A 20,600-nucleotide genomic window follows, 5' to 3' on the forward strand; every position below is an offset into this window, starting at 1 on the left:
CATAACAGGATAATTGAACGGCAGAATGATCCAGTTCTCTGGCCATGGATTTGGACTCGTTGCGATGACTCAGATTCAATCACAGTCAACCAAGCCCAAAGGCAATCATTCTGTCCAACAATCATCCTGCCACAAAATATGGTAGAAGAAAACATGAAACACCTCGGATTCATGATCCTGTTGTTGGCCGTCGCGCTCGGCGATAGCAATGCGCAGCAGCGTGACTGGCGCGTGCATCGCCGCGGCCTGCTGCACCAAGCCGTGTACAACACCGGCGAGCTGGGAAGAGCTTACAATGCCGGCGGCACCGTGCAGCCGGGCAGCCCCGCCATGGAATATCCGCCGAATTCCAGCATTGTGCTCGATCGGGTGAATTATCCGGGCCAGCACAATTCCTTCGGCAGCGGCATTTGGCTCGCCGGCACGCGCGCAAGCGGCAGAAGCTACGCGTTCTGCGGCGCTGTTTCCAACACCAACGGCGACCCCATTACCGTTGTCGGCGTGTACAGCACGCCCCTCGAACTGCGCAAGATCGAGAATTTCCCGGTGCTGGCAAGCGGCGAGTTGAATTCAGCCTTCAATCCCGACGAAGCGGAGGAAGTCATCATCTCGCGCTGGGACACGCCGGTCGGCATTAGAGTAACGCGGACCAGCCGCGCCTGGAGTTATCCCAGTTACGACAGCTTCATCATCTATGAATATGAATTTGAGAACGTGACGAACGAAACGATTGCTGATGTGTTCATCACCTTTGCGAATACGTTTGGCCCTTCAATGTTCGGCTATCAACGCAATCACGGCGCGTGGTCGGAGAGCGCATTTCGCGGCCAGCCGCCGGCGGGATTGGGCGATCATTTCACGCGCTTCGATCTCAAACGCTGGATGAGTTACAATCATGAACGCGACGGCCTTCCGGATCCTGATTTCTTCGAAACCTGGTCCACGCCGGGCAATCGCGGCGGCTTGAACTCGCCGCAGGCTGTGGGCTTGCTGGTGCTGCATTTTGACTATGAGCATTTGAGTCCCAGAGATCGGACGCAGCAGGTTTTTCTCACGGCGGCCGACAGCGCGGGAATGTGGGATGCGAACGGCAAGGCGAAGCAGCCCTTTTTGCTCCGCTATGAAAATGGCAACCTCCCAGCCGAGGCGAAAACGGCAACCTGGATGGATCCGACAGTGCAACGCAAAACGGGCATTTGGCAGGGCGTCACAGATTCAACCCGTTTTCGCAATCAGTTTGAAGCGGAGCTCTGGCCATACTGGAAAGGGCGCACAAAAAGTTCAGCGAATCTCTCGTGGTGGCAGCCGGTTTCGCGCGGCTACGGTTTTTATCCCTACCTGCTCCCCGCGGGCGGGAAAATGCGGTTTGCAGTGGCAGAAGTTGCAGGCTATGGGCCCGGCGCGGCAGGCGACAGGAAATACAAAGATCTCGGCGGAACAGTGCGGGCGGGCGTTGATGCCGGCGCGTGGTTCAGTCCTGTGCCAAGTTGGTTCGACACGCTGCAATATGCGAATCTGGGCAGCAAAAACTATATCGGCAGCACTTATTTGCAGGATCATCCGCTGCCGTGGTACGTAACGCCGGGCGTGGTTTCCATCCGCGATGTCGCGGACCGCGCGATTGAAATGTACACCGGCAGGCCTTTGGTGAAGCACGATACGCTGCAATACAAACCCGAAGCAGCGCCGGCAACCGGCCGCTACAACACCGTTTCGATCCCATTTCCGGCGCCTGCCATTCGCATTGAAGACACGCGCGCCGCCGCCAACCGGATCATTTGGGGGCCGCAGGTCGAAGCCTTCACTGCACCGCGCTTGCACGCGGCCTTCAGTCACTACGAGGTGATGCGCGCGCCCCATCCTTTGGGTCCCTGGACGGTTATCGATTCCGTGTCGGCGGGAGATCCGCGCTACTTTCACAACGGCGAATATGATGTTCTCGATCCCAATAGCAATCTCGGCGACAATGTTGCATATGCCGTAGTCTCGGTGGATCAACTGGGCGGGAGAAGCGGCATGACCAATCTAACATCGCACGAAACGCAAGCGCCGCCGGCTGAATCTCTCGGAAAGGTTTATGTCGTGCCCAATCCGCTGATTGTGACGAGCGGCTTGACGGGTTCTGATCCCGGTGGAGAGATCAACGATCGCATTCAGTTTCTGGGATTGACGAATCGCTGCACCATCAGAATTTTCTCTTACGCCGGGCAGTTAATAATCACGCGCGAACATGACCGGGAAACGTACGGCAATCCCTGGTACCAGCTCAGCATCAACAATCAAATCATTGCTTCTGGGGTGTATTACTTTGTCGTCGAAGACCGCGACACCGGCGCACGGGCCAGCGGCAAGTTTGTGGTCATTCACTGAAGCAAAGAATTATGACAGGAAACTGAATGGCGGAAGAATCGTGTTTGAAATTATTGGGTGCAAACATATTTCTGTCAAACATCTTTTTGTCAATTGGATGCTTGAAATTTTCCGATTGGATGCTTGAAAGTGGAGAATCATGATGAATTCTCTGAAAACGAAAATCCGGTTTCTCGCTGCAATCATTTTGGCAGGCAATATCTTTTCTTCTGAGTCTTTGGCGCAGAAGGTGGGCAGCACCTCGATGCAGTTTCTGAAAGTGATGCCCTCGGCGCGCGCCACGGCGCTGGGCGAGGCTTATGCCGTGCGGGCCACCGGCGCCGAGGCAATGTTTTGGAATCCCGCGGGCCTCGCTCGGCTCGACAACATGGAATTGACTTCCACCTACACCAACTGGCTCTTTGATTCCCAACAGGGCGCTCTCGCCTTTGCGCTTGCGATTGAAGGATTCGGCGCGCTCGGCTTGCAAGTCCAATATGTCGATTTCGGCGAGTTCGAAGAAACCACCAACGCGCGCCCCTACATCAGCAATCCCGAAGGCCCGGGACTGACCGGAAGAACCTTCAGCCCTTACAGCTACGTCGTCGGCGTATCGTATGGCCGCGATCTCACCGACAAGTTTTCCGTGGGCTTGGGCATGAAGTACGTGCATGAGTCGCTCTACGATGGTCGCAAGCTCACGGCGCAAGTGCGGCAGGGCGTGTTCGAAGAGGTCGACACCTGGGCGAACGGCTTGCTGTTTGATTTCGGCATTCGCTACAACACCGGTTATCGCTCGATTCATATCGGATCTGCCGTGCAGAATTTTGGAGCGGATGTGAAATATGCCAAGGAATCGAATCCTGTGCAGCTGCTGTTTCGCTTCGGCATTGGCGCGGATCTCGTCGGGCCGGAAGGGCTGTTGCGCTCCGGCAGCTCGGAGAACCGGTTGAGTGCGGCGCTGGACATCTTTCATCCCAACGATTACGCGCAACAGATACACGCCGGCGTGGAATATGAGTTTGCCGGTTCGTTTGCGTTGCGCGGCGGTTACAAGTTCAACTACGATTTCGACGGATTGACGCTCGGCGGCGGCGTCAAGCACGCACTCGAGGGCGTCCGGCTGTCGGCAGACTACAGCTATGGCGCCATGGGTACTTACCTCGGCAATGTTCAGCGGATCAGTTTAGGGATTGCGCTACCATGAAAAATTTCATCGTTTGCAGAAAACGGAAATGCTCCCATGCAAATGTGCAAAGACGCAAAGAAATGGCAAAGGAAAAATTTTGCGTGTTCTCTGCCGCTCTGCGGTTTTGCGTGCTGTTTTTCCTTTTGGCGCGAGCACTTTTCGCGCAAGGCTACGGCGGCGCGCTGACGTTTCAGGGAATTAATCACTACTCGCTGCATTCCGCCGCAAGCCGGGCCATGGGCGGCGTCATCATCGGCGTCAAACAAGACGCCGGATTGATGTTTCAGAATCCGGCGGCATTGCATTCAATATCCGGGATACAGGCGGCACTTGGCGGACTTTGGTTCTCCCAGGATTTGGAACAACAGCAGAATTATGCGCCGGTGAGATATTACTCGAATCTCAGCCTGCTGTTGGAAGGCCTGACCGCCAAAATACCGAATCCGGATACCACGCTTGTCGGCTTCACGGCACAGGACACGGTGCAGAGACCGTATGACAGCATCGGGCCAAATTGGACACGTTCGAAAAATCATAACACACCACTGCAGGCGTTTCTTGCCGTGCCGCTTTCGTTGGGAAATATCAAGCTCGTTGCCGGAATCGGTGCGGTCAATTACGCCGACTTGAATCATTATTATCAAAACAACAATGTCCTTTCTCCCAACATCTTGTCGCAACGTCCGTTGCCAACGCTGCGCCCGGGTGATGATAATCCCCTGCCGGTGAATTGGTCGCAGGCAATGCGTTCGCGCGCCGGCTCGCTGCAAGGTTACGGCATCGCCCTGGCCGGCAGCGTGATGAAGAATGTTTCCCTTGGTTTCAGCGGAATGATCCTGGACGGCAGCAGTGACGACGTTGAACAAGAGGTGGCCAGAGGAAGACTCACGTTTTATTCGAATGCTTTTCGCGCGGATTCGATTTACCACAGAATCACCAAGACGGGCACTTCGGATTTCAGCGGCACGGAATTTACTCTGAGCAGCATTCTCACCGGGCGGTTCGTCAGCGTCGGTTTTGCCGTCAAACCGCCGGCAACAATCACTCGGAACTACACCATGCAGGTTGCAACCGATACGACCGGCACGCCCTCCCTTGCGACGATTCAAGGCGAAGACGAATTGCAGCTGCCCTGGCGCGGCCGGCTTGGCCTTGCGCTCACGCCAAATGAGAATCTGACCCTGGGCTTGGAGTATGAGTTTCGTCCTTATGATTCCGCCAAGTATGTCGATGCGAACGGCGTCGAAAACTCGCCCTGGCTTTCCACCTCGCTCTTTCGCATCGGCGCAGAGTATAGAATTGCCTCCTGGCTGGCGCTGCGCGGCGGCATGCGCGGCGAGGCGGAAGTATTCGAACCGGAAGGAAATCAGATCGAAGGCGAGCCGGTGGCGTACACGGTTTATTCAGCCGGCGTCGGAATCACGCAATCGGCCCTGCACTTGAGTGTGACGTATGAAAACGCCTTGATGAAGTACCAAGACATTTGGGCCAGCGCCATCAGCAAGAATCGCGAACGGTGTCACACGTTCATCGCACAACTCTCATATGAGATACCCTGGCAACATTAACAAAAGACATAGTTCCATCATCTCAACCCCACAACCGATGACAAGGAGGCGCATCATGAAAAAAACTGTTACGATGATGCTCGCTTTTACTTTCATGTTGATCTTATCCTCATCTCTTTTAGCCCAATCCGTGGGAGATTATCGCACGCGTGCCAGCGGTAATTGGAGTGTGGCGCAGAACTGGCAGCGGTTCAACGGTTCCACCTGGGCCAACGTTGCCACGCCGCCGAGCGGGTCTGAAACCATCACGATCCTGAGCACGGATTCAATATTCGTCAACGCTCCGGTTTCGATCACCGGCACGCTCATCAATCAAGGAATAGTAGAACCCGTTGACAGTCTCACCATCACCTTTGCGAACGGTGGGACTTACCAGCATGACCGGGATGGCGGCAGTATTCCGCAATCAATTTGGGCAGAGGGCTCAACTCTCTTGTTGACGGGAGTGACGACAACTGCTCCCAACGATAGAGATCAAGATTATTACAACCTCACCTTCAATACTCCCGGTTTGCTCTCGAATCTCAACATGAACTTGAACGGCAACACCATTGGCGGCAATGTCCGCATCATCACCACCGGAACCACCAATCGTTGGTACCTCACCACCGCGCTCGCCACGGATACGGCAATCGTGACGATCATGGGCAACGTGTTGGTTGAAGCCGGTCAGTTTTCCGTGCAAGGAACAAGCAACGCGCAAACCGTCTTTGAAGTGCATCATTACGGCAATATCGTGGTGACCGGCGGCAACTTCTCGATTGCGCGCGGTTCACAAGCAGGCGGCAAGACAACGTGGTATCTGCATGAAGGCAACTTCTCCATGTCGAATGCGACGACGCAAAACTCCAACGCCACCCCAGGCGGCGCCAAATTCGTTTTTGCCAAAGCCGGCACGCAAACGCTGACGTTGGGAACGGGAAACACGTTGACGGCTCTTCCCATTGAAGTCAGCAGCGGCACGACGCTCGATATGGGCGCGGGCGTGCTGGCGGGCAGCGGCACGTTCACAGTACATGAAGGTGCAACCTTGCTGACCGCCCTTCCCGGCGGCGTAGCAGAGATGCTCAGCGCGGTCACCGGTGTGGTGACGCTTGCCGAAGGATCCAGCTATGGATTCAACGGCGCCGCGGCGCAAGTTACGAGTGCTCGCATGCCAACGACGGTCACTGATCTCATCATCAATAACGCCGCGGGTGTGATGCTGTCGCAAGCCACGACCATCAACGGTGTGCTCAGACTTGTGAACGGCGAGTTCGACAATACCATCCCTTTCACGCTCGGCCCGAATGGATCGATTTCGTTTGAAGGCGGAAGCCTCAAAGTTCCGGTTTCGGTTGCCGAGCGGCAACAGGACGTGCCGGTATCGTTCTTCATCGAACAGAATTATCCCAATCCTTTTAATCCATCTACGACCATAAGATTCGGACTGCCTTCTGCCTCTCGGGTCACTGTTGAAGTATTCAACACGCTCGGGCAGAAAGTCGCCACGCTTTTCGATGGTCGCAAAGCTGCTGGCGTGCATAACGTGCAGTTTGATGCCGCCCATCTCAGCAATGGCGTTTATTTGTGTAGAATTCAGGCGGGAGAAATTGTGGGTATGAAACGCATGGTCTTGATGAAGTGACCTGGACAGGCTTTGCGGTCAGTGCGGGTATCATGTGGTTTCGGCTGGTTCGCAAGGGCAACGCCCGGGCCAGTGCATTGATTTTGGGAGAATCATTGTAGCCAGCATTCTGTTACCGATCTTCCAGAAGGCGTCGCGGCCTGTCAATCCGTAGGAATCCTGTATGGTGCTGGGTGCCGTGTTCGATACTTCACAAGGTCCCTTCGAGATGACAGGCAAAGAGATTTTTCAAGGTAACAGTGCAACAGGCTGAGTGACAAGCTGTTCCATTGTGAACTTGCATGCGTCAAGTATCAACCCTGTAAACCATCATAAAAATGGAGAAGGGTGTCATGAAAATTTTGAAACGAACAATTTGCGCCGCTGCAATTGCGGTATTCATTTCAAGCCCGGCCCTGGCACAGCAAGCGGGAGATTATCGTTCCGCAGCCAGCGGGAACTGGGGCGATGCCTCAACCTGGGAAACGTTCGATGGCGCAAACTGGGTCGTAGCGGCCACTGCTCCGGCGGGAAGCGAAACCATCACCGTGCGTGGTGATGACACCGTGCGCGTGGATATTGCGGTGAGTGTTGCCGGCTATGTCAAAGTGGAAGAAACCGGCATCGTCGAGATCAGCTCGGGTTCTTTGGAGTTTGGCAACGGCAGCACCTACGAGCATGCTCGAGATGCCGGCAGCGTACCCCTCGCCACCTGGAGCCCGGGATCTACATTTCTGCTGACCGGGACGGTTCAGGATGCCCCGGGCAACAGAAATCAAAGCTTCCATCATGTCACCTTTAACACGCCCAACCTGGGCCGCAACCGCGACATGGGGTGGAATGACATCGTCATCGGCGGCGTTGTGCGAGTGATCAACACCGGCACGTTCAGATGGCAATTGACTTCCATTGCCGCCAACGACACGGCGGCGTTCGCGATCATGGGCGATGTGATCGTCGAAGACGGCCAATTTGCAGTGCAGGGCACCAGCAATGCGCAGACAACATTCATTGTCCATCACTACGGCAACCTCAATGTCACCGGCGGCAACTTTTCACTGGCCAGAGGCTCGCAAGGCAACGGCTCGGGAACCACGACGTGGTATTTGCATCAGGGTAATTTCGCGATGGACAGTGCCGCGACGCAAAACTCCAATCCCACACCGGGGAATGCAAAATTCGTGTTTGCGAAAAACGACACGCAGCAGGTGACATTCAAGAATGTGACCTTTGCCGGCGGCCGGATTCATTTCGAAGTTGCCGATACGAGCACCATGGAAATCGTCGGGCCTTTTGTCGTCAACGGAAATCTGGTCAATCGCGGCGCCGTCGTGCCGCAGGACACGCTGACCTTCACCAACGGCGCGGTTTATGAACACGCCCGCAACGGCGGCAGTGTGCCCTCGGCTGTTTGGCAGGAAGGTTCGAGCGCATTGTTCACCGGCGTCACCACTACTGCGCCGGAGAATCGCGGGCAGGATTACTACCATCTCACGCTCAACACCCCGGGGCTGACTTCGAATCGCGATTTGGCTTTGGATGGCAATACCATCAGCGGCAATCTCACGGTGATCAGCACCGGCTCGGCGCGCTGGCAACTCGTGGGCGGATCGTCGGGCACGGTGACGATCAAGGGCGACGTGATCGTACAAGCCGGCCAATTGGCCACGCATGGCACCAGCAGCGCCACCAATGTCGTGGTCGAGCACTATGGCAATATCAATGTTACCGCTGGCAACTTTTCCATCGGCAGAGGCTCGCAAGGCAGCGGCGCGGGCACGACGATTTGGAATCTGCACGAAGGCAATTTCTCAATGTCAAATGCCACAACACAGAATTCCAATCCCACACCCGGCAATGCCAAGTTCGTCTTCACCAAAGATGGCGGCGTGCAGAATCTGATGCTCGCGAACGTGACGTATGCCGGCGGCGGCTTGCCGATTCAGGTCGATAGCGCGGCAACGTTGAACATGGACACGACTTCCGTCGGCGGCAACGGCGCATTCATTCTTTCTCCCGGAGCAACGCTGCAAACTGCTCATCCCGGCGGATTGAATGCGGCAATTGCTACGACCGGAGTCGTCGCGTTCAGCAAAGCCGCCAACTTCACATTCAACGGAACGCAGGCGCAAGTTGCCGGCGCGCTACTGCCGGACACGTTGGGCGTGCTGACGCTTGCGAATCCTGCCGGTGTTGCTTTCAACGACACGGTCAGAAGCGCAAAACTAGTTGTCTCGCCCGGCACGCTTATGCAGATTGATTCCCTGGGCAGCGTGACTGCCGATTCCGGTTCGGTTGCCGGCACAGTCATTAGCAAAGGAGAGCTTGTCGCAGTTGCGCCTTTGGTTTTCACAAATGGCTCTGTTTACGAGCATGCGCGCGATGGCGGCAGTGTTCCGAGCGGTGTGTGGAATGAAGGCTCGACCGCATTGTTCACCGGCGTTACTACCACAGCGCCGGAAAATCGCGGGCAAGATTATTACCATCTCACGCTCAACACGCCGGGACTGACTTCGAATCGCGATTTGGCTCTGGATGGCAACACCATTCACGGCAATCTCACGGTGGTCAGCACCGGCTCGGCGCGCTGGCAGCTCGTCGGCGGCTCATCGGGCACGGTGACGATCAAAGGCGATGTGATCGTGCAAGCCGGCCAGTTAGCAACGCATGGCACCAGCAGCGCCACCAATGTCGTGGTTGAACATTTTGGCGATGTCACTGTCACTGGCGGCAACTTTTCCATCGGCAGAGGCTCGCAAGGCAGTGGCGCGGGCACGACGTTTTGGAATCTGCACGAAGGCAATTTCTCAATGTCGAATGCCACCACACAGAATTCCAATCCCACGCCCGGCAATGCCAAGTTTGTCTTCACCAAAGATGGCGGCGTGCAAAACCTGGTGCTCTCGAATGTGACATTTGGCGGCGGCGGTTTGCCGATTCAAGTCGATAGCTCAGCAACGTTGAACATGGACACGACCGCCGTGCGTGGCAATGGCGCGTTTATCCTTTCTGCCGGAGCGACTTTGCAAACCGCGCGCGCGGGCGGATTGGACGGCGCCATTGGCACAACCGGCGTCATTACACTCAGCAAAGCAGCCAACTTCACGTTCAACGGCATCCAACTTCAAGCGCCCGGCGTGCTGCTGCCGGACACGATCGGGGTGCTGACGCTGTCCAATCCTGCCGGCGTCGCATTCAACGACACCGTGAAGTGTGCCGAATTGCTGGTGAATTCCGGCACAATCATGCTGGTTGATTCGTTGGGCAGCATGACTGCTGATTCCGGATCGGTTGCCGGCACCGTCGTCAATGCAGGCGCGCTTGCTGCGATTGCGCCATTGAACTTCGGAAATGGCTCTGTTTACGAGCATGCGCGCGACGGCGGCAGCGTTCCGAGCGGCGCATGGAATGAAGGCTCGACCGCATTGTTCACCGGCATCACCACCACCGCGCCCGAGAATCGCGGGCAAGATTACTACCATCTCACGCTCAACACACCGGGACTGGTTTCGAATCGCGATCTGGCTTTGGATGGCAACACCATACACGGCAATCTCACGGTCATCAACACTGGCCTGTCGCGCTGGCAACTCGTGGGCGGCTCATCGGGCACGGTGACGATCATGGGCGATGTCATCATGGCAAGCGGCCAGCTTGCCACGCAAGGCACCAGCAGCGCGACGAATGTTGTGGTTGAGCATTATGGTGATGTCAACGTTACCGGCGGAAATTTTTCCATTGGCAGAGGTTCGCAAGGCAGCGGCACGGGCACGACGATTTGGAATCTGCACGAAGGCAATTTCTCGATGGCGAACGCCACCACGCAGAATTCCAATCCCACTCCCGGCAATGCCAAATTCGTTTTCGCCAAAGACGACGGTACCCAGAACCTGACGCTCTCGAATGTGACGTACGGCGGCGGCGGCTTGCCGATTCAGGTCGATAGTTCAACAACGTTGAACATGGACACGACTGCCGTTGGCGGCAATGGCGTCTTCATTCTGAGCGAAAAAGCCACTCTGGCAACGGCACACGCCGGCGGTATTGCCGGCGCCGTGCAGTCCACCGGGGCGCTCACCTTCAACGCGGGAGCGAGCTACCTCTTCAATGGAACCGTTGCGCAAGTCACCAGCACGCTCATGCCGGACACGGTGAATGGGTTGGCGATCAACAACGAAGCAGGAGTCGTGCTTTCGCAGACAACGGTGATCAACGGTGTGTTGCGGCTCATGGCAGGTGAGTTCGACAATACCATTCCATTCAAGCTCGGCCCCAACGGCGCGATTTCGTATGAGGGCGGAAGACTCAAGGTGCCGGTTTCGGTCGAGGAACGCGAGTCGGAACTTCCGAAGGAATTTGCCCTGTTCCAAAATTATCCCAATCCGTTCAATCCCTCCACCACGATTCGTTATCACTTGCCCGCGCGGGCCCGCGTCACCATGAAGATTTATGACGTCATGGGTCACGAAGTCGCGGAGTTGATGAACGGCAAGCCACACGAGGCCGGCGCTTTTGATTTCGTGTGGCATGCGAAGGGAGTGACCAGCGGCGTGTATTACCTGCGCATTTCCGCCGGTGATTTTACCGCCGCGCAGAAACTCGTGCTGCTGAAATAGCGCAGCGCCCAAGCTGGAGAACTTATTCGCAGGATGATTTTCGAAACCACCAGTTGATGGTGATCACTTCAAGCGGAAGGGAACTGTCGGGCATGAACGCCAATGGCTGTGAGTAAAAACCATTGGCGTTCATGCGCGCTGATTCGCGGTTTAACAAATCTCATGTTTCGAATTATCGCTCTAACTTTATGCACCCTTGCGAATGTTGCCTTTGCGCAAAACGCAGTGGTTGAGGGAAGGTATTCCGGCAAGCCCGGCGCGCTGGTGGAGGGCGCGCCGCGCTTCGCCACGATTGGCGCCGCGCTCGCTGCTGTTCCGAAGGACAACGCGCAGCGGTTCGTTATCTTCATCAAAGAGGGACGCTATGACGAGAAGCTGATTGTCGATCGACCGTTCGTTCATTTCATTGGCGAGAGCCGTGACGGCACCATCATCACACACGATGATTGCGGCGACACGCCGGCATCGCGGGGCGGCAAACTTGGAACGCAAGGCAGCTTCACACTACAAATCGCCGCGCCGGATTTCAGAGCGGAGAATCTTACGATTGAAAACGGCTTCGATTATCCCGAGAATGCGGCAAGGGCGGATGACGACCCGGCCAAAGCGCAAAATCCGCAGGCCGTCGCGCTCATGACGACCGCGGCCAGCGACCGCGCCGTGTTTTGCAATTGCGTGATCAGAGGGTTCCAAGACACACTGTACGCCGACGCGGGCCGCCACTACTTTCACGGCTGTCGCATTCTCGGTCACGTTGATTTCATCTTCGGCGCGGGCCAGGCGGTTTTCGAAAATTGTGAAATCGTTTCTCGCGACCGCAAAGGCAAGGATCCCACCGGTTACATCACCGCGCCCAGCACCGCGATGGCATATCCGTTCGGCTTCTTGTTTCTCGCCTGCCGTCTGTTGAAAGAGAAGAAGGATTTGCCTGCCGGCTCGGTGCGGCTCGGCCGGCCGTGGCATCCCGGTGGTGATCCGCGTGTCGAGGGCAGCGCGGTTTTTGTGCGCTGCTTCATGGATGATCACCTCGGCTTGGAAGGCTACGCCGCGATTTCTGTACGTGATTCCACCGGCCAGCGCATTTGGTTCGAAGTGAAACCTGATTCGCGTTTCTTTGAATTCGAAAGTCACGGTCCTGGCGCGATCAAAAGCGCAAAGCGTCCGACGCTCGATGAAAAAGAAGCGGCGTACTATTCTGCTGCAAACGTGTTGAATGGTTGGTCGCCCGCTTGTCCGCATCGAGCATATTGAAAAGGCCATTCCTTGATGAAAATAGTTTTACTCTGTCTCTCGTGTATTGTTTTGACGCCGCCCTTGCTTGCGCAGAAATATGTTGCCTCCGACGGCGATGACGCCAACCCCGGAACCTTCGAGCAACCGTTCGGCACCATCGCGAAAGCCGTTGCCGAGGTCTTGCCCGGTGACACGATTTATGTGCGCGGCGGCCTTTATGCACTTACGAGCACAGTCACCATCTCCGCGGCAAAAAGCGGAACGGAAAGCCAGCCCATCACCCTGACTTCGTTCCAGGATGAAATCCCCCTTCTTGATTTTTCCGGGCAGTCGTTCGGGTCCAGAGGCATCAGTCTGCGCGCAAATTACTGGCATATCCGCGGATTGCAGATCAAAGGCGCGGGCGACAACGGCATGGAGATCAACTTCGGCTCGCACAACCTCATTGAGAATTGCGCGTTTTTTGAGAACCGGGATTCCGGCCTGCAGTTGAGCAATGGCTCGGCAAACAATCGCATCATCAATTGCGATTCGTATTACAATGCCGATCCGCCGGATTTCGCGGACGCCGACGGCTTTGCTCCGAAACTCACTGTCGGTTCAGGCAATTATTTCTACGGCTGCCGCGCGTGGGGCAATGTCGATGACGGTTGGGACGGCTATCTGCGCGGCGCAGACGATGTGACCACCACCCTCGAAAATTGTTGGACGTGGGGCAATGGCTATCTCAAAGATGGCGGCGATCCCGGACCCCAAGCAAACGGCAATGGCTTCAAAATGGGCGGCGGCGACAACAGCAACAGCGAACAACTGATGCATCACGCCATTTTGATCAATTGCGTGGCTTTTGATAACAAGAATAAAGGATTCGATCAGAACAACAATGTCGGTTCAATGACGTTGTTGCATTGCACCGGCTATGGCAACCGGGAAGCGAATTACAGAATTCAGCGCGCACTCAATCCCGGCCAAGCATTGACCGTGAAGAATAGCCTTTCGTTTAACGGTCTGGGTCAGTTGGGAAGTTTTGCGGTGCAGGAAACCAACAGTTGGAAGAGTCCTTTCGTGGTCACCGCGGAGGATTTTTTGAGCCTGAACCCGGCGTTGGCCGAGTCGCCACGCTACGCGGACGGCAGCTTGCCGGAGATCGAATTCATGCACCTGGCCGCCGGCAGTGATTTGATCGATGCCGGCGTCGATCTTGGCCTGCCATTTAAAGGCAAGGCGCCTGATCTCGGCGCGTTCGAAAGCGATTTTGGCACGAGGGTGAGGGAGAACGATCTTCAACCGGCAGGCTTTCACCTGAAGCAAAATTACCCCAATCCCTTCAACCCGGTGACCAAGATCGAATTTCAGTTGGCCGGAGCGGGTCGAGTTCAGCTTGCCGTTTATGATGCCACCGGCCGGTTGACGGCGATCTTGGTGAATGGAAACCTGGAACGAGGCTCGCATGCAATTGCCTTCGAGGCCGGCAATCTATCGAGCGGCGCTTACTTCTACAGAATTGAGACTTCGGATTTTATTCAGACGAAAAGGATGCTGTTGATGAGGTGAAACGGCATTCGTAACGCAAAGACTTTCACGCAAAGGTACCGAGACGCTATAATCACGCAAAAAAATTACAGCAATTCCGGCGCATCTGTTTTGCTAAACATAGACTGAGCGGATCTCATGAAAACTCTTTCCAAGTACAGCATCTGTGTTGGCGTATTGTTCCTCGTTGCAAGCCTGACGGTATCTCCCCATTCTCTGTATTCCGGCAATGAAGCAGATCAAACCTCGCTTCGTTTTCCTGAAATTCCTTTGCCCTCATTCCCGGACAAGCAGTTCAACATTGTTGATTATGGCGCGGTCGGCGACGGCAAGACCATGAATACGGAAGCCATTGCCAAAGCGATCTCCGCGTGCGCCGCTACCGGCGGCGGCAAGGTCGTGATTCCCGCAGGTATCTGGCTCACCGGCCCGATTCAACTGCAGAGCAATCTCAATCTGCATGTGGCAAGAGGCGCGCTGGTGATTTTCAGTCCGCAGCGCACCGACTACCCGCTTATCGAAACCTGGTATGAAGGCCGGCTGGAATATCGCTGCATGCCGCCCCTCTTCGGAGAGAATTTGGAGAACATTGCCATTACCGGCGCAGGTGTGTTCGATGGTTCCGGCGAAGTGTGGCGGCCGGTGAAGAAATTCAAACTCACGGCAATGCAGTGGAAAGAGCTGGTCGCTTCCGGCGGTGTGGTGGATCAAAAAGGCAGCACCTGGTGGCCCTCTGCCGCAGCGATGAACGGCGCAGACGAAATCGAGATTCTGCGCCAAAGCAACAAGCCGCCGGTGCGTGCAGCGTTTGAAAAATTGCGTGACTTTTTGCGGCCGGTGCTGCTGCAATTGAGCCGCTGCAACAAAGTCCTGCTCGACGGCCCCACGTTCCAAAACTCGCCCGCGTGGAATTTGCACCCACTGATGAGTGAGAACATTACGATTCGAAACGTCACGGTCAGAAATCCGTGGTATTCGCAAAACGGCGACGGTCTCGATCTGGAATCCTGCCGTAACGTCGCGGTTTACAACTGCAATTTCGATGTCGGCGACGACGCGATCTGTTTGAAATCAGGAAGAGACGAAGCCGGCCGGCGGCGTGGCATGCCGACGGAGAACGTGCAGATTTATGACTGCATCGTTTATCACGGCCACGGCGGCTTCGTGATCGGCAGCGAAATGTCCGGCGGCGTGCGCAACATCGAGGTGCGCGATTGCACGTTTATCGGCACCGACACTGGCTTGCGCTTCAAGAGCACACGCGGCCGCGGCGGCGTGGTTGAGAACATTTACGTCAAACGCATTTTCATGAAGGACATTCCCGCAGCAGTCATCACTTTCAACCTGTATTACAGCGGCCAATCGCCGATTGTTGAGCCCGGCCAGGCAAGCAGTTTCGATAGCGAACAGGCCGCGCCGGTCAGCGCCGCAACGCCGCAATTTCGGAACATTTTCATCAGCGAGGTGATTGCCCGCGGAGCAGCGCAGGCCGTGGAAATGCTCGGCTTGCCGGAAATGCCGCTGCACAATATCGAATTGACGAACATTTCAATCTCTGCGCAAAAAGGCTTGCTCGGAATGAATGTGGATCATATCAGGCTGACAAATGTTGAGATTCTTCCGCAAGCCGGGCCGGTGCTGGCGTTTCACAACAGCACGAATGTTACCATTGCCGCGCCGCGTTTTCCGGCAGAACTGGAAACACTCTTGTCTTTATCCGGCAAAAAAACGGCCGGCATCAATCTGTGCAAAATAGGCGCGCTTGATGCAAAGAAACATTTGAAATTGGCTCCCGAAGTAAATGCGACTGTTTTGCATTGGGGAAACTGAAAAGGAACGGAACGCATGACAGACTTTCATTCAAGATTGTGGCACGGCGTGGTCGCAGCAACGATAATTCTAACGCTTTCGTGCCAATCCCAGTCACCGCGCGAACAAGCAGCGGTCCCGAATCACACGCCGTGGTCGGTGCGCATGGCGACGTCGGAAATGCAGCGCCGGGGCAATTCGTTTTTGTTCAATGACAGCACGAAAACGTCGTGGGTTTACGAGACCGCGGTTTTCATGAAAGCGCTCGAACAGGTCTGGCAGCAAACCGGCGAACAGAAATACTTTGACTATGTCAAAGCCTTCGCCGATTCCTATGTCGAGCCGGACGGCAACATCAAAACCTATGAGTTGGAAGAATACAACATCGATCACGTGAACCCCGGAAAAGTCCTGCTGATGTTGTACAATGCCACGCACGATGAAAAGTACAAGAACGCAGCGGCTTTGAACATGAAGCAACTGGAGACGCATCCGCGCACTCGGGAGGGCGGTTTTTGGCACAAGAAAATCTATCCGTGGCAGATGTGGCTCGACGGCATTTTCATGGGCGCACCCTTTTATGCCGAGTACGCGAAAATGTTCGATCGTCCTGAGGCATTCGACGATATCGCGAATCAAATCATCTTTGTGGCGCATCATACTTATGATTCCACCACTGGTTTGTACTACCACGGCTGGGATGAGAGCAAGCAGCAAGAGTGGGCCGATCCGGTGACGGGCTGCTCGCCGAATTTTTGGGGCCGCGCGATCGGTTGGTATGCCATGGGCATTGTGGATGTGCTCGATTACTTCTCGAACGATCATCCCAAACGAGAACAGATCATCGCGATTCTTCGCAACCTCGCGCGCGCGGTGCGAAAATATCAAGATGAAGAAACCGGTCTGTGGTATCAAGTGCTGGATCAAGGCGGCCGCGCGGGAAATTTCTTGGAGGCTTCGGCCTCGGCAATGTTCGTGTACGCTCTTGCCAAAGCGGTGCGCAATGGTTATCTTGATCAAGCATATTTGGCGGTGGCGGAGAAAGGCTACCGCGGCATCATCGAAAACTTGATCAAAGTGGAGCCGGACGGCCTTGTCACGCTCACGCAGGTTTGTCAGGTTGCCGGGCTCGGCGGCAAGCCCTATCGGGACGGCTCCTATGAGTATTACGTGAGTACGCCGATTGTGAGCAACGATCTCAAAGGGGTGGGGCCGTTCATCATGGCCAGCGTGGAAATGGAGAAGCAGCAAGAGGCCAGGTGAGAAAGCGCAAAGCAAAGACCCAACGCGTTCGAAATCGGATCACAAGATTCGTACCACAAAACTGAAGAGTGGACGGACAATTCAACGAACGGGCAGATTATGACAGCACTATTTGCGCTCGACTGGGTGGTGATCGCCGGCTATTTTCTCGTCATTCTCGGAGTGGCTTGGTGGGTGAGCAAGCAAAGGCAGGATACGCCCGCTGATTATTTTCTGGCGAGCCGCCATCTCGGTTGGTTTGTGATCGGCGCGTCCATCTTTGCCTCCAACATCGGCTCCGAGCATCTCGTGGGCTTGGCCGGCACCGGCGCCACCGACGGCGTCGTGATGGCGCATTATGAATTGCACGCGTGGTGTCTGCTCGTGCTGGGCTGGGTCATGATTCCCTTCTATATGCGTTCCAAAGTCTTCACCATGCCGGAATTCTTGGAGCGGCGTTTTTCACCGACGGCGCGCACCGTGCTTTCACTCATCTCGCTGGTGGCGTATGTCTTGACCAAAATCGCCGTGGGAATTTTCGCCGGTGGGATCGTTTTTAGCGTGTTGCTACCGGATCTCCGGTTTCTCGGCCTTGATAGTTTTTGGACAGGCTCCATTCTGGTTATCGTGCTGACCGGACTATATACCATTTTCGGCGGCATGCGCGCGGTGGCCTATACCGAGGCGCTGCAGACGATCATTCTCATCTTCGGCTCGGCCTTGGTCACCGTCTTCGGCCTGCAGGCCTTGGGAGGATGGAGCGAGCTGCGCGCGATCGTGGGACCGGAGATGCTCAACCTCTGGAAGCCGCTGGTGCCTGCGGGCATTGAAGGCACGTGGGCGCCCGTGCGTGAGGCGGGCCGCATGGCTTGGTACTTCAATGACGCCTATCCCTGGCTCGGCATGTTGTTTTGCGCGCCGATCATCGGCCTTTGGTATTGGACCACGGATCAGTATATCGTGCAACGCGCGCTGGGCGCACCCAATGAAACGGAAGCCCGGCGCGGCACGATCATGGCCGCATTCTTCAAGCTGCTGCCGGTCTTCATCTTCATCATACCCGGCCTCATCTGTTTTGCGCTGGCGCAAAGCGGGAAAATACCGGCCTTGCGCGAGCAGCTCTTCAGCGCCGACGGCATGTTGTTGCGCGACCATGCGCAAAAAGCCTTTCCTTTGCTGGTGGCGGCGGTGTTGCCGATCGGCGTGCGCGGCATCGTCGTGGCCGGCCTGCTGGCGGCGTTGATGAGCTCGCTGGCCGGCGTCTTCAATGCCTCCTCGACACTGTTCACGATGGACTTCTATTCCAGATTGCGGCCGCAGGCCACGCAACACCAACTCGTGTGGATGGGCAGAGTGGCGACGGCGGCCATGGTCGTGATCGGGTTGATTTGGATTCCGGTGATTCAAGGCGGCAAAGGCCTTTATGATTATCTGCAAGGCGTGCAAGCCTATCTCGCGCCCCCGATTTTTGTGGTCTTTTTTCTCGGCGTTTTCAACAAGCGCTTGAATGCCACAGGTTGCCTGGCGGCGCTGATCACCGGCTTCGCGTTGGGTCTGTTCCGCCTGGCGATCGATACGCCGGTGAAGCTGGTCGAGGGCTTCACTTATGCTGAAGGTTCATTCTTCTGGATCATCAATAACATTTTCTTCCAGTATTACAGTCTGCTCATTTTCCTGGTTTGCGTGGCGGTGATGCTCGTCGTCAGTTACATGACGGAAGCGCCGGCGTATGAAAAAATCAACGGCCTGACTTACGCCACGACTTCCCACGAAGACCGGGAAAAATCCCGCGCCAGTTGGAGCAGGGGGGATGTCGTCGCTTCCGGCACCGTATTGGTGTTGATTCTGATGGCGTACCTCTATTTTGCGGGATGAGAAGTAAGACAGAATGATTAGTCGACAAAATGATCTTTCGATTCTATTGATTCTGCCAAACCAACATTCTGCCATTTGAGGAGATTGCAGTGGTCTGGGAACAAAGATGGCACCCATTGCGCGAGGAATGGGTGATCATTGCCGCGCACCGGCAGAATCGTCCCTGGACCGGCGAGACGATTCGGAGTGCAGCGCCGGAATTACCGGAATATGATCCTGCATGCTATTTGTGTCCCGGGAATAAGCGCGTGAGCGGAAAGCAAAACCCTGAATATGAACAGACTTTTGTGTTTGATAACGACCATGCGTGCGTGAGCTGGGGAGCTCCCGCCGTGCCACCAAAAGAACAGGGGGTTTACAAAAGCAGCCCGGCGCGCGGCGTAGCGCGCGTCGTCTGCTACAGTCCTAAACACAATCTCACGCTGGCTGAGCTTGAAGTGCCGGAAATCGTCACGTTGCTCAAAGTATGGCAGGAGCAATATCGTGAGCTGGGCGGCCACCCGGAAATCAATCATGTGCTGATCTTTGAAAACAAGGGCGAAGTCGTCGGTGTGTCGAATCCGCATCCGCACTGCCAGATTTATGCAACGAACTTTGTATTCAAGTTCATTGAAACCGAGGCCCGCTGCGCGCGCGAATACTTTTTGCAGAATGGCCGGCCGCTTTTTCAGGACATTCTCAAACAAGAAAAAGCCGACGGCCGGCGCATTGTCTGTGAAAATGATTCTGCCATCGCTTTTGTTCCCTATTTTGCGCGCTACGCTTATGAAGTCTATGTCGCTCCCAAAGCGACCCATTCGAGTCTGGCTGATCTGTCGCACGACGAGCTGCAGGATTTTTCCACCGTCCTCAAGCAGATCTTGATTAAGTTCGACAATCTCTGGCTAATGCCTTTTCCCTATGTGATGCCGCTGCATCAGGCGCCCACCGACGGGGAGGATTACAGTGGCTTTCACTTTCATGTCGAATTTCACCCGCCTCTGCGCAAACCGAATCTGTTGAAGTACCTCGCCGGCCCCGAGATCGGCGGCGGAAATTTCTTGAGTGATACCTCTCCGGAAGAAAAGGCGCTGGAATTAATCAGGCAGGCGAATGTCCATTACAAAAAACTCTCGACGCAAAAGCGCAACAATTAGGGCACGGAATGATTGAATGACGAAGTAATTTTTGCAACAATTATTCTGTCGATAAATCATCCTGCCATAAAAGAAATCAGTTGACGCATGTATCGGATTGTTCACAGCACAACGCCTGATTTGGAAGATGTCGATCGTTTTCTTGCGCTCATGAATACGTTGGATCAAAACTCCGTGGCCGAGGCCCGGACCTTGTTCGATCCTGAAGAGGAAATCATCGTTACGCGCGCGCCGGGCCGGCTGGATGTGATGGGCGGCATTGCGGATTATTCCGGATCGTTGGTGCTGCAGTTGCCGCTTAAAGAAGCGACGCTGGCGGCGCTGCAATTGGCGCCGGACCGGAAGCTCAGCATTGTCAGTTTGAACGCAAAAGGAAATGGCAGATCACCACATTTTGAAATGAACCTGGATGATTTCGAGAAGGCGGGCGCTCCGCTCGACTAT

General features: G+C 55.5%; 11 protein-coding genes. All 11 read left to right on the forward strand.

Annotated features, from left to right (window positions below):
* Window positions 1-153 precede the first annotated feature (153 nt).
* The 11 genes from L6R21_02935 (at window position 154) to galT (ending at window position 20,156) form a co-directional block, all read left to right on the forward strand.
* Window positions 154-2,370: a T9SS C-terminal target domain-containing protein gene (locus tag L6R21_02935; protein ID MCK6558129.1), complete on the forward strand. Its 2,217-nt coding sequence runs from the start codon at window positions 154-156 to the stop codon at window positions 2,368-2,370.
* 139 nt (window positions 2,371-2,509) lie between these two features.
* The gene (locus tag L6R21_02940; GenBank protein MCK6558130.1) at window positions 2,510-3,556 is read left to right on the forward strand and encodes a PorV/PorQ family protein; all 1,047 of its coding nucleotides are present in this window, start codon (window positions 2,510-2,512) and stop codon (window positions 3,554-3,556) included.
* Between the two features lie 83 nt (window positions 3,557-3,639).
* Window positions 3,640-5,106 carry a YjbH domain-containing protein gene (locus L6R21_02945; GenBank protein MCK6558131.1) on the forward strand — a complete coding sequence of 489 codons (1,467 nt, stop codon included), beginning with the start codon at window positions 3,640-3,642 and terminating at the stop codon, window positions 5,104-5,106.
* Window positions 5,084-6,733: a T9SS type A sorting domain-containing protein gene (locus L6R21_02950; GenBank protein ID MCK6558132.1), complete on the forward strand. Its 1,650-nt coding sequence runs from the start codon at window positions 5,084-5,086 to the stop codon at window positions 6,731-6,733. The genes L6R21_02945 and L6R21_02950 overlap by 23 nt, the downstream gene beginning before the upstream one ends.
* 332 nt (window positions 6,734-7,065) lie before the next feature.
* Complete coding sequence (locus L6R21_02955) at window positions 7,066-11,328, forward strand: T9SS type A sorting domain-containing protein (GenBank protein ID MCK6558133.1); 4,263 nt, start codon at window positions 7,066-7,068, stop codon at window positions 11,326-11,328.
* A gap of 225 nt (window positions 11,329-11,553) precedes the next feature.
* Window positions 11,554-12,579 carry a pectinesterase family protein gene (locus tag L6R21_02960; protein ID MCK6558134.1) on the forward strand — a complete coding sequence of 342 codons (1,026 nt, stop codon included), beginning with the start codon at window positions 11,554-11,556 and terminating at the stop codon, window positions 12,577-12,579.
* Window positions 12,580-12,642: 63 nt separating this feature from the next.
* Window positions 12,643-14,115 (forward strand): right-handed parallel beta-helix repeat-containing protein, encoded by a 1,473-nt coding sequence (locus L6R21_02965; GenBank protein MCK6558135.1) that lies wholly within the window; start codon window positions 12,643-12,645, stop codon window positions 14,113-14,115.
* A gap of 117 nt (window positions 14,116-14,232) precedes the next feature.
* Entirely contained in the window at window positions 14,233-15,924 is a 1,692-nt protein-coding gene (locus L6R21_02970) for a glycoside hydrolase family 28 protein (GenBank protein MCK6558136.1), read from the forward strand.
* A gap of 15 nt (window positions 15,925-15,939) precedes the next feature.
* Complete coding sequence (locus L6R21_02975) at window positions 15,940-17,166, forward strand: glycoside hydrolase family 88 protein (GenBank protein ID MCK6558137.1); 1,227 nt, start codon at window positions 15,940-15,942, stop codon at window positions 17,164-17,166.
* A gap of 99 nt (window positions 17,167-17,265) precedes the next feature.
* Window positions 17,266-19,020, forward strand: a complete 1,755-nt coding sequence (locus L6R21_02980; protein ID MCK6558138.1) for a sodium:solute symporter — start codon at window positions 17,266-17,268, stop codon at window positions 19,018-19,020.
* 131 nt (window positions 19,021-19,151) lie between these two features.
* Window positions 19,152-20,156 (forward strand): galactose-1-phosphate uridylyltransferase, encoded by a 1,005-nt coding sequence (galT, locus tag L6R21_02985; protein ID MCK6558139.1) that lies wholly within the window; start codon window positions 19,152-19,154, stop codon window positions 20,154-20,156.
* Window positions 20,157-20,600: the final 444 nt, after the last annotated feature.

Source organism: bacterium (genome assembly GCA_023150945.1).
GTDB lineage: Bacteria > Zhuqueibacterota > Zhuqueibacteria > Zhuqueibacterales > Zhuqueibacteraceae > Coneutiohabitans.

Excerpts from the sequence above, each read along its gene's own strand:
- L6R21_02935 (MCK6558129.1), top strand. The coding sequence starts at position 154 with ATGAAACACCTCGGATTCATGATCCTGTTGTTGGCCGTCGCGCTCGGC.
- L6R21_02940 (MCK6558130.1), top strand. The coding sequence starts at position 2,510 with ATGATGAATTCTCTGAAAACGAAAATCCGGTTTCTCGCTGCAATCATT.
- L6R21_02950 (MCK6558132.1), top strand. The coding sequence starts at position 5,084 with ATGAGATACCCTGGCAACATTAACAAAAGACATAGTTCCATCATCTCA.
- L6R21_02955 (MCK6558133.1), top strand. The coding sequence starts at position 7,066 with ATGAAAATTTTGAAACGAACAATTTGCGCCGCTGCAATTGCGGTATTC.
- L6R21_02970 (MCK6558136.1), top strand. The coding sequence starts at position 14,233 with ATGAAAACTCTTTCCAAGTACAGCATCTGTGTTGGCGTATTGTTCCTC.
- L6R21_02975 (MCK6558137.1), top strand. The coding sequence starts at position 15,940 with ATGACAGACTTTCATTCAAGATTGTGGCACGGCGTGGTCGCAGCAACG.
- L6R21_02980 (MCK6558138.1), top strand. The coding sequence starts at position 17,266 with ATGACAGCACTATTTGCGCTCGACTGGGTGGTGATCGCCGGCTATTTT.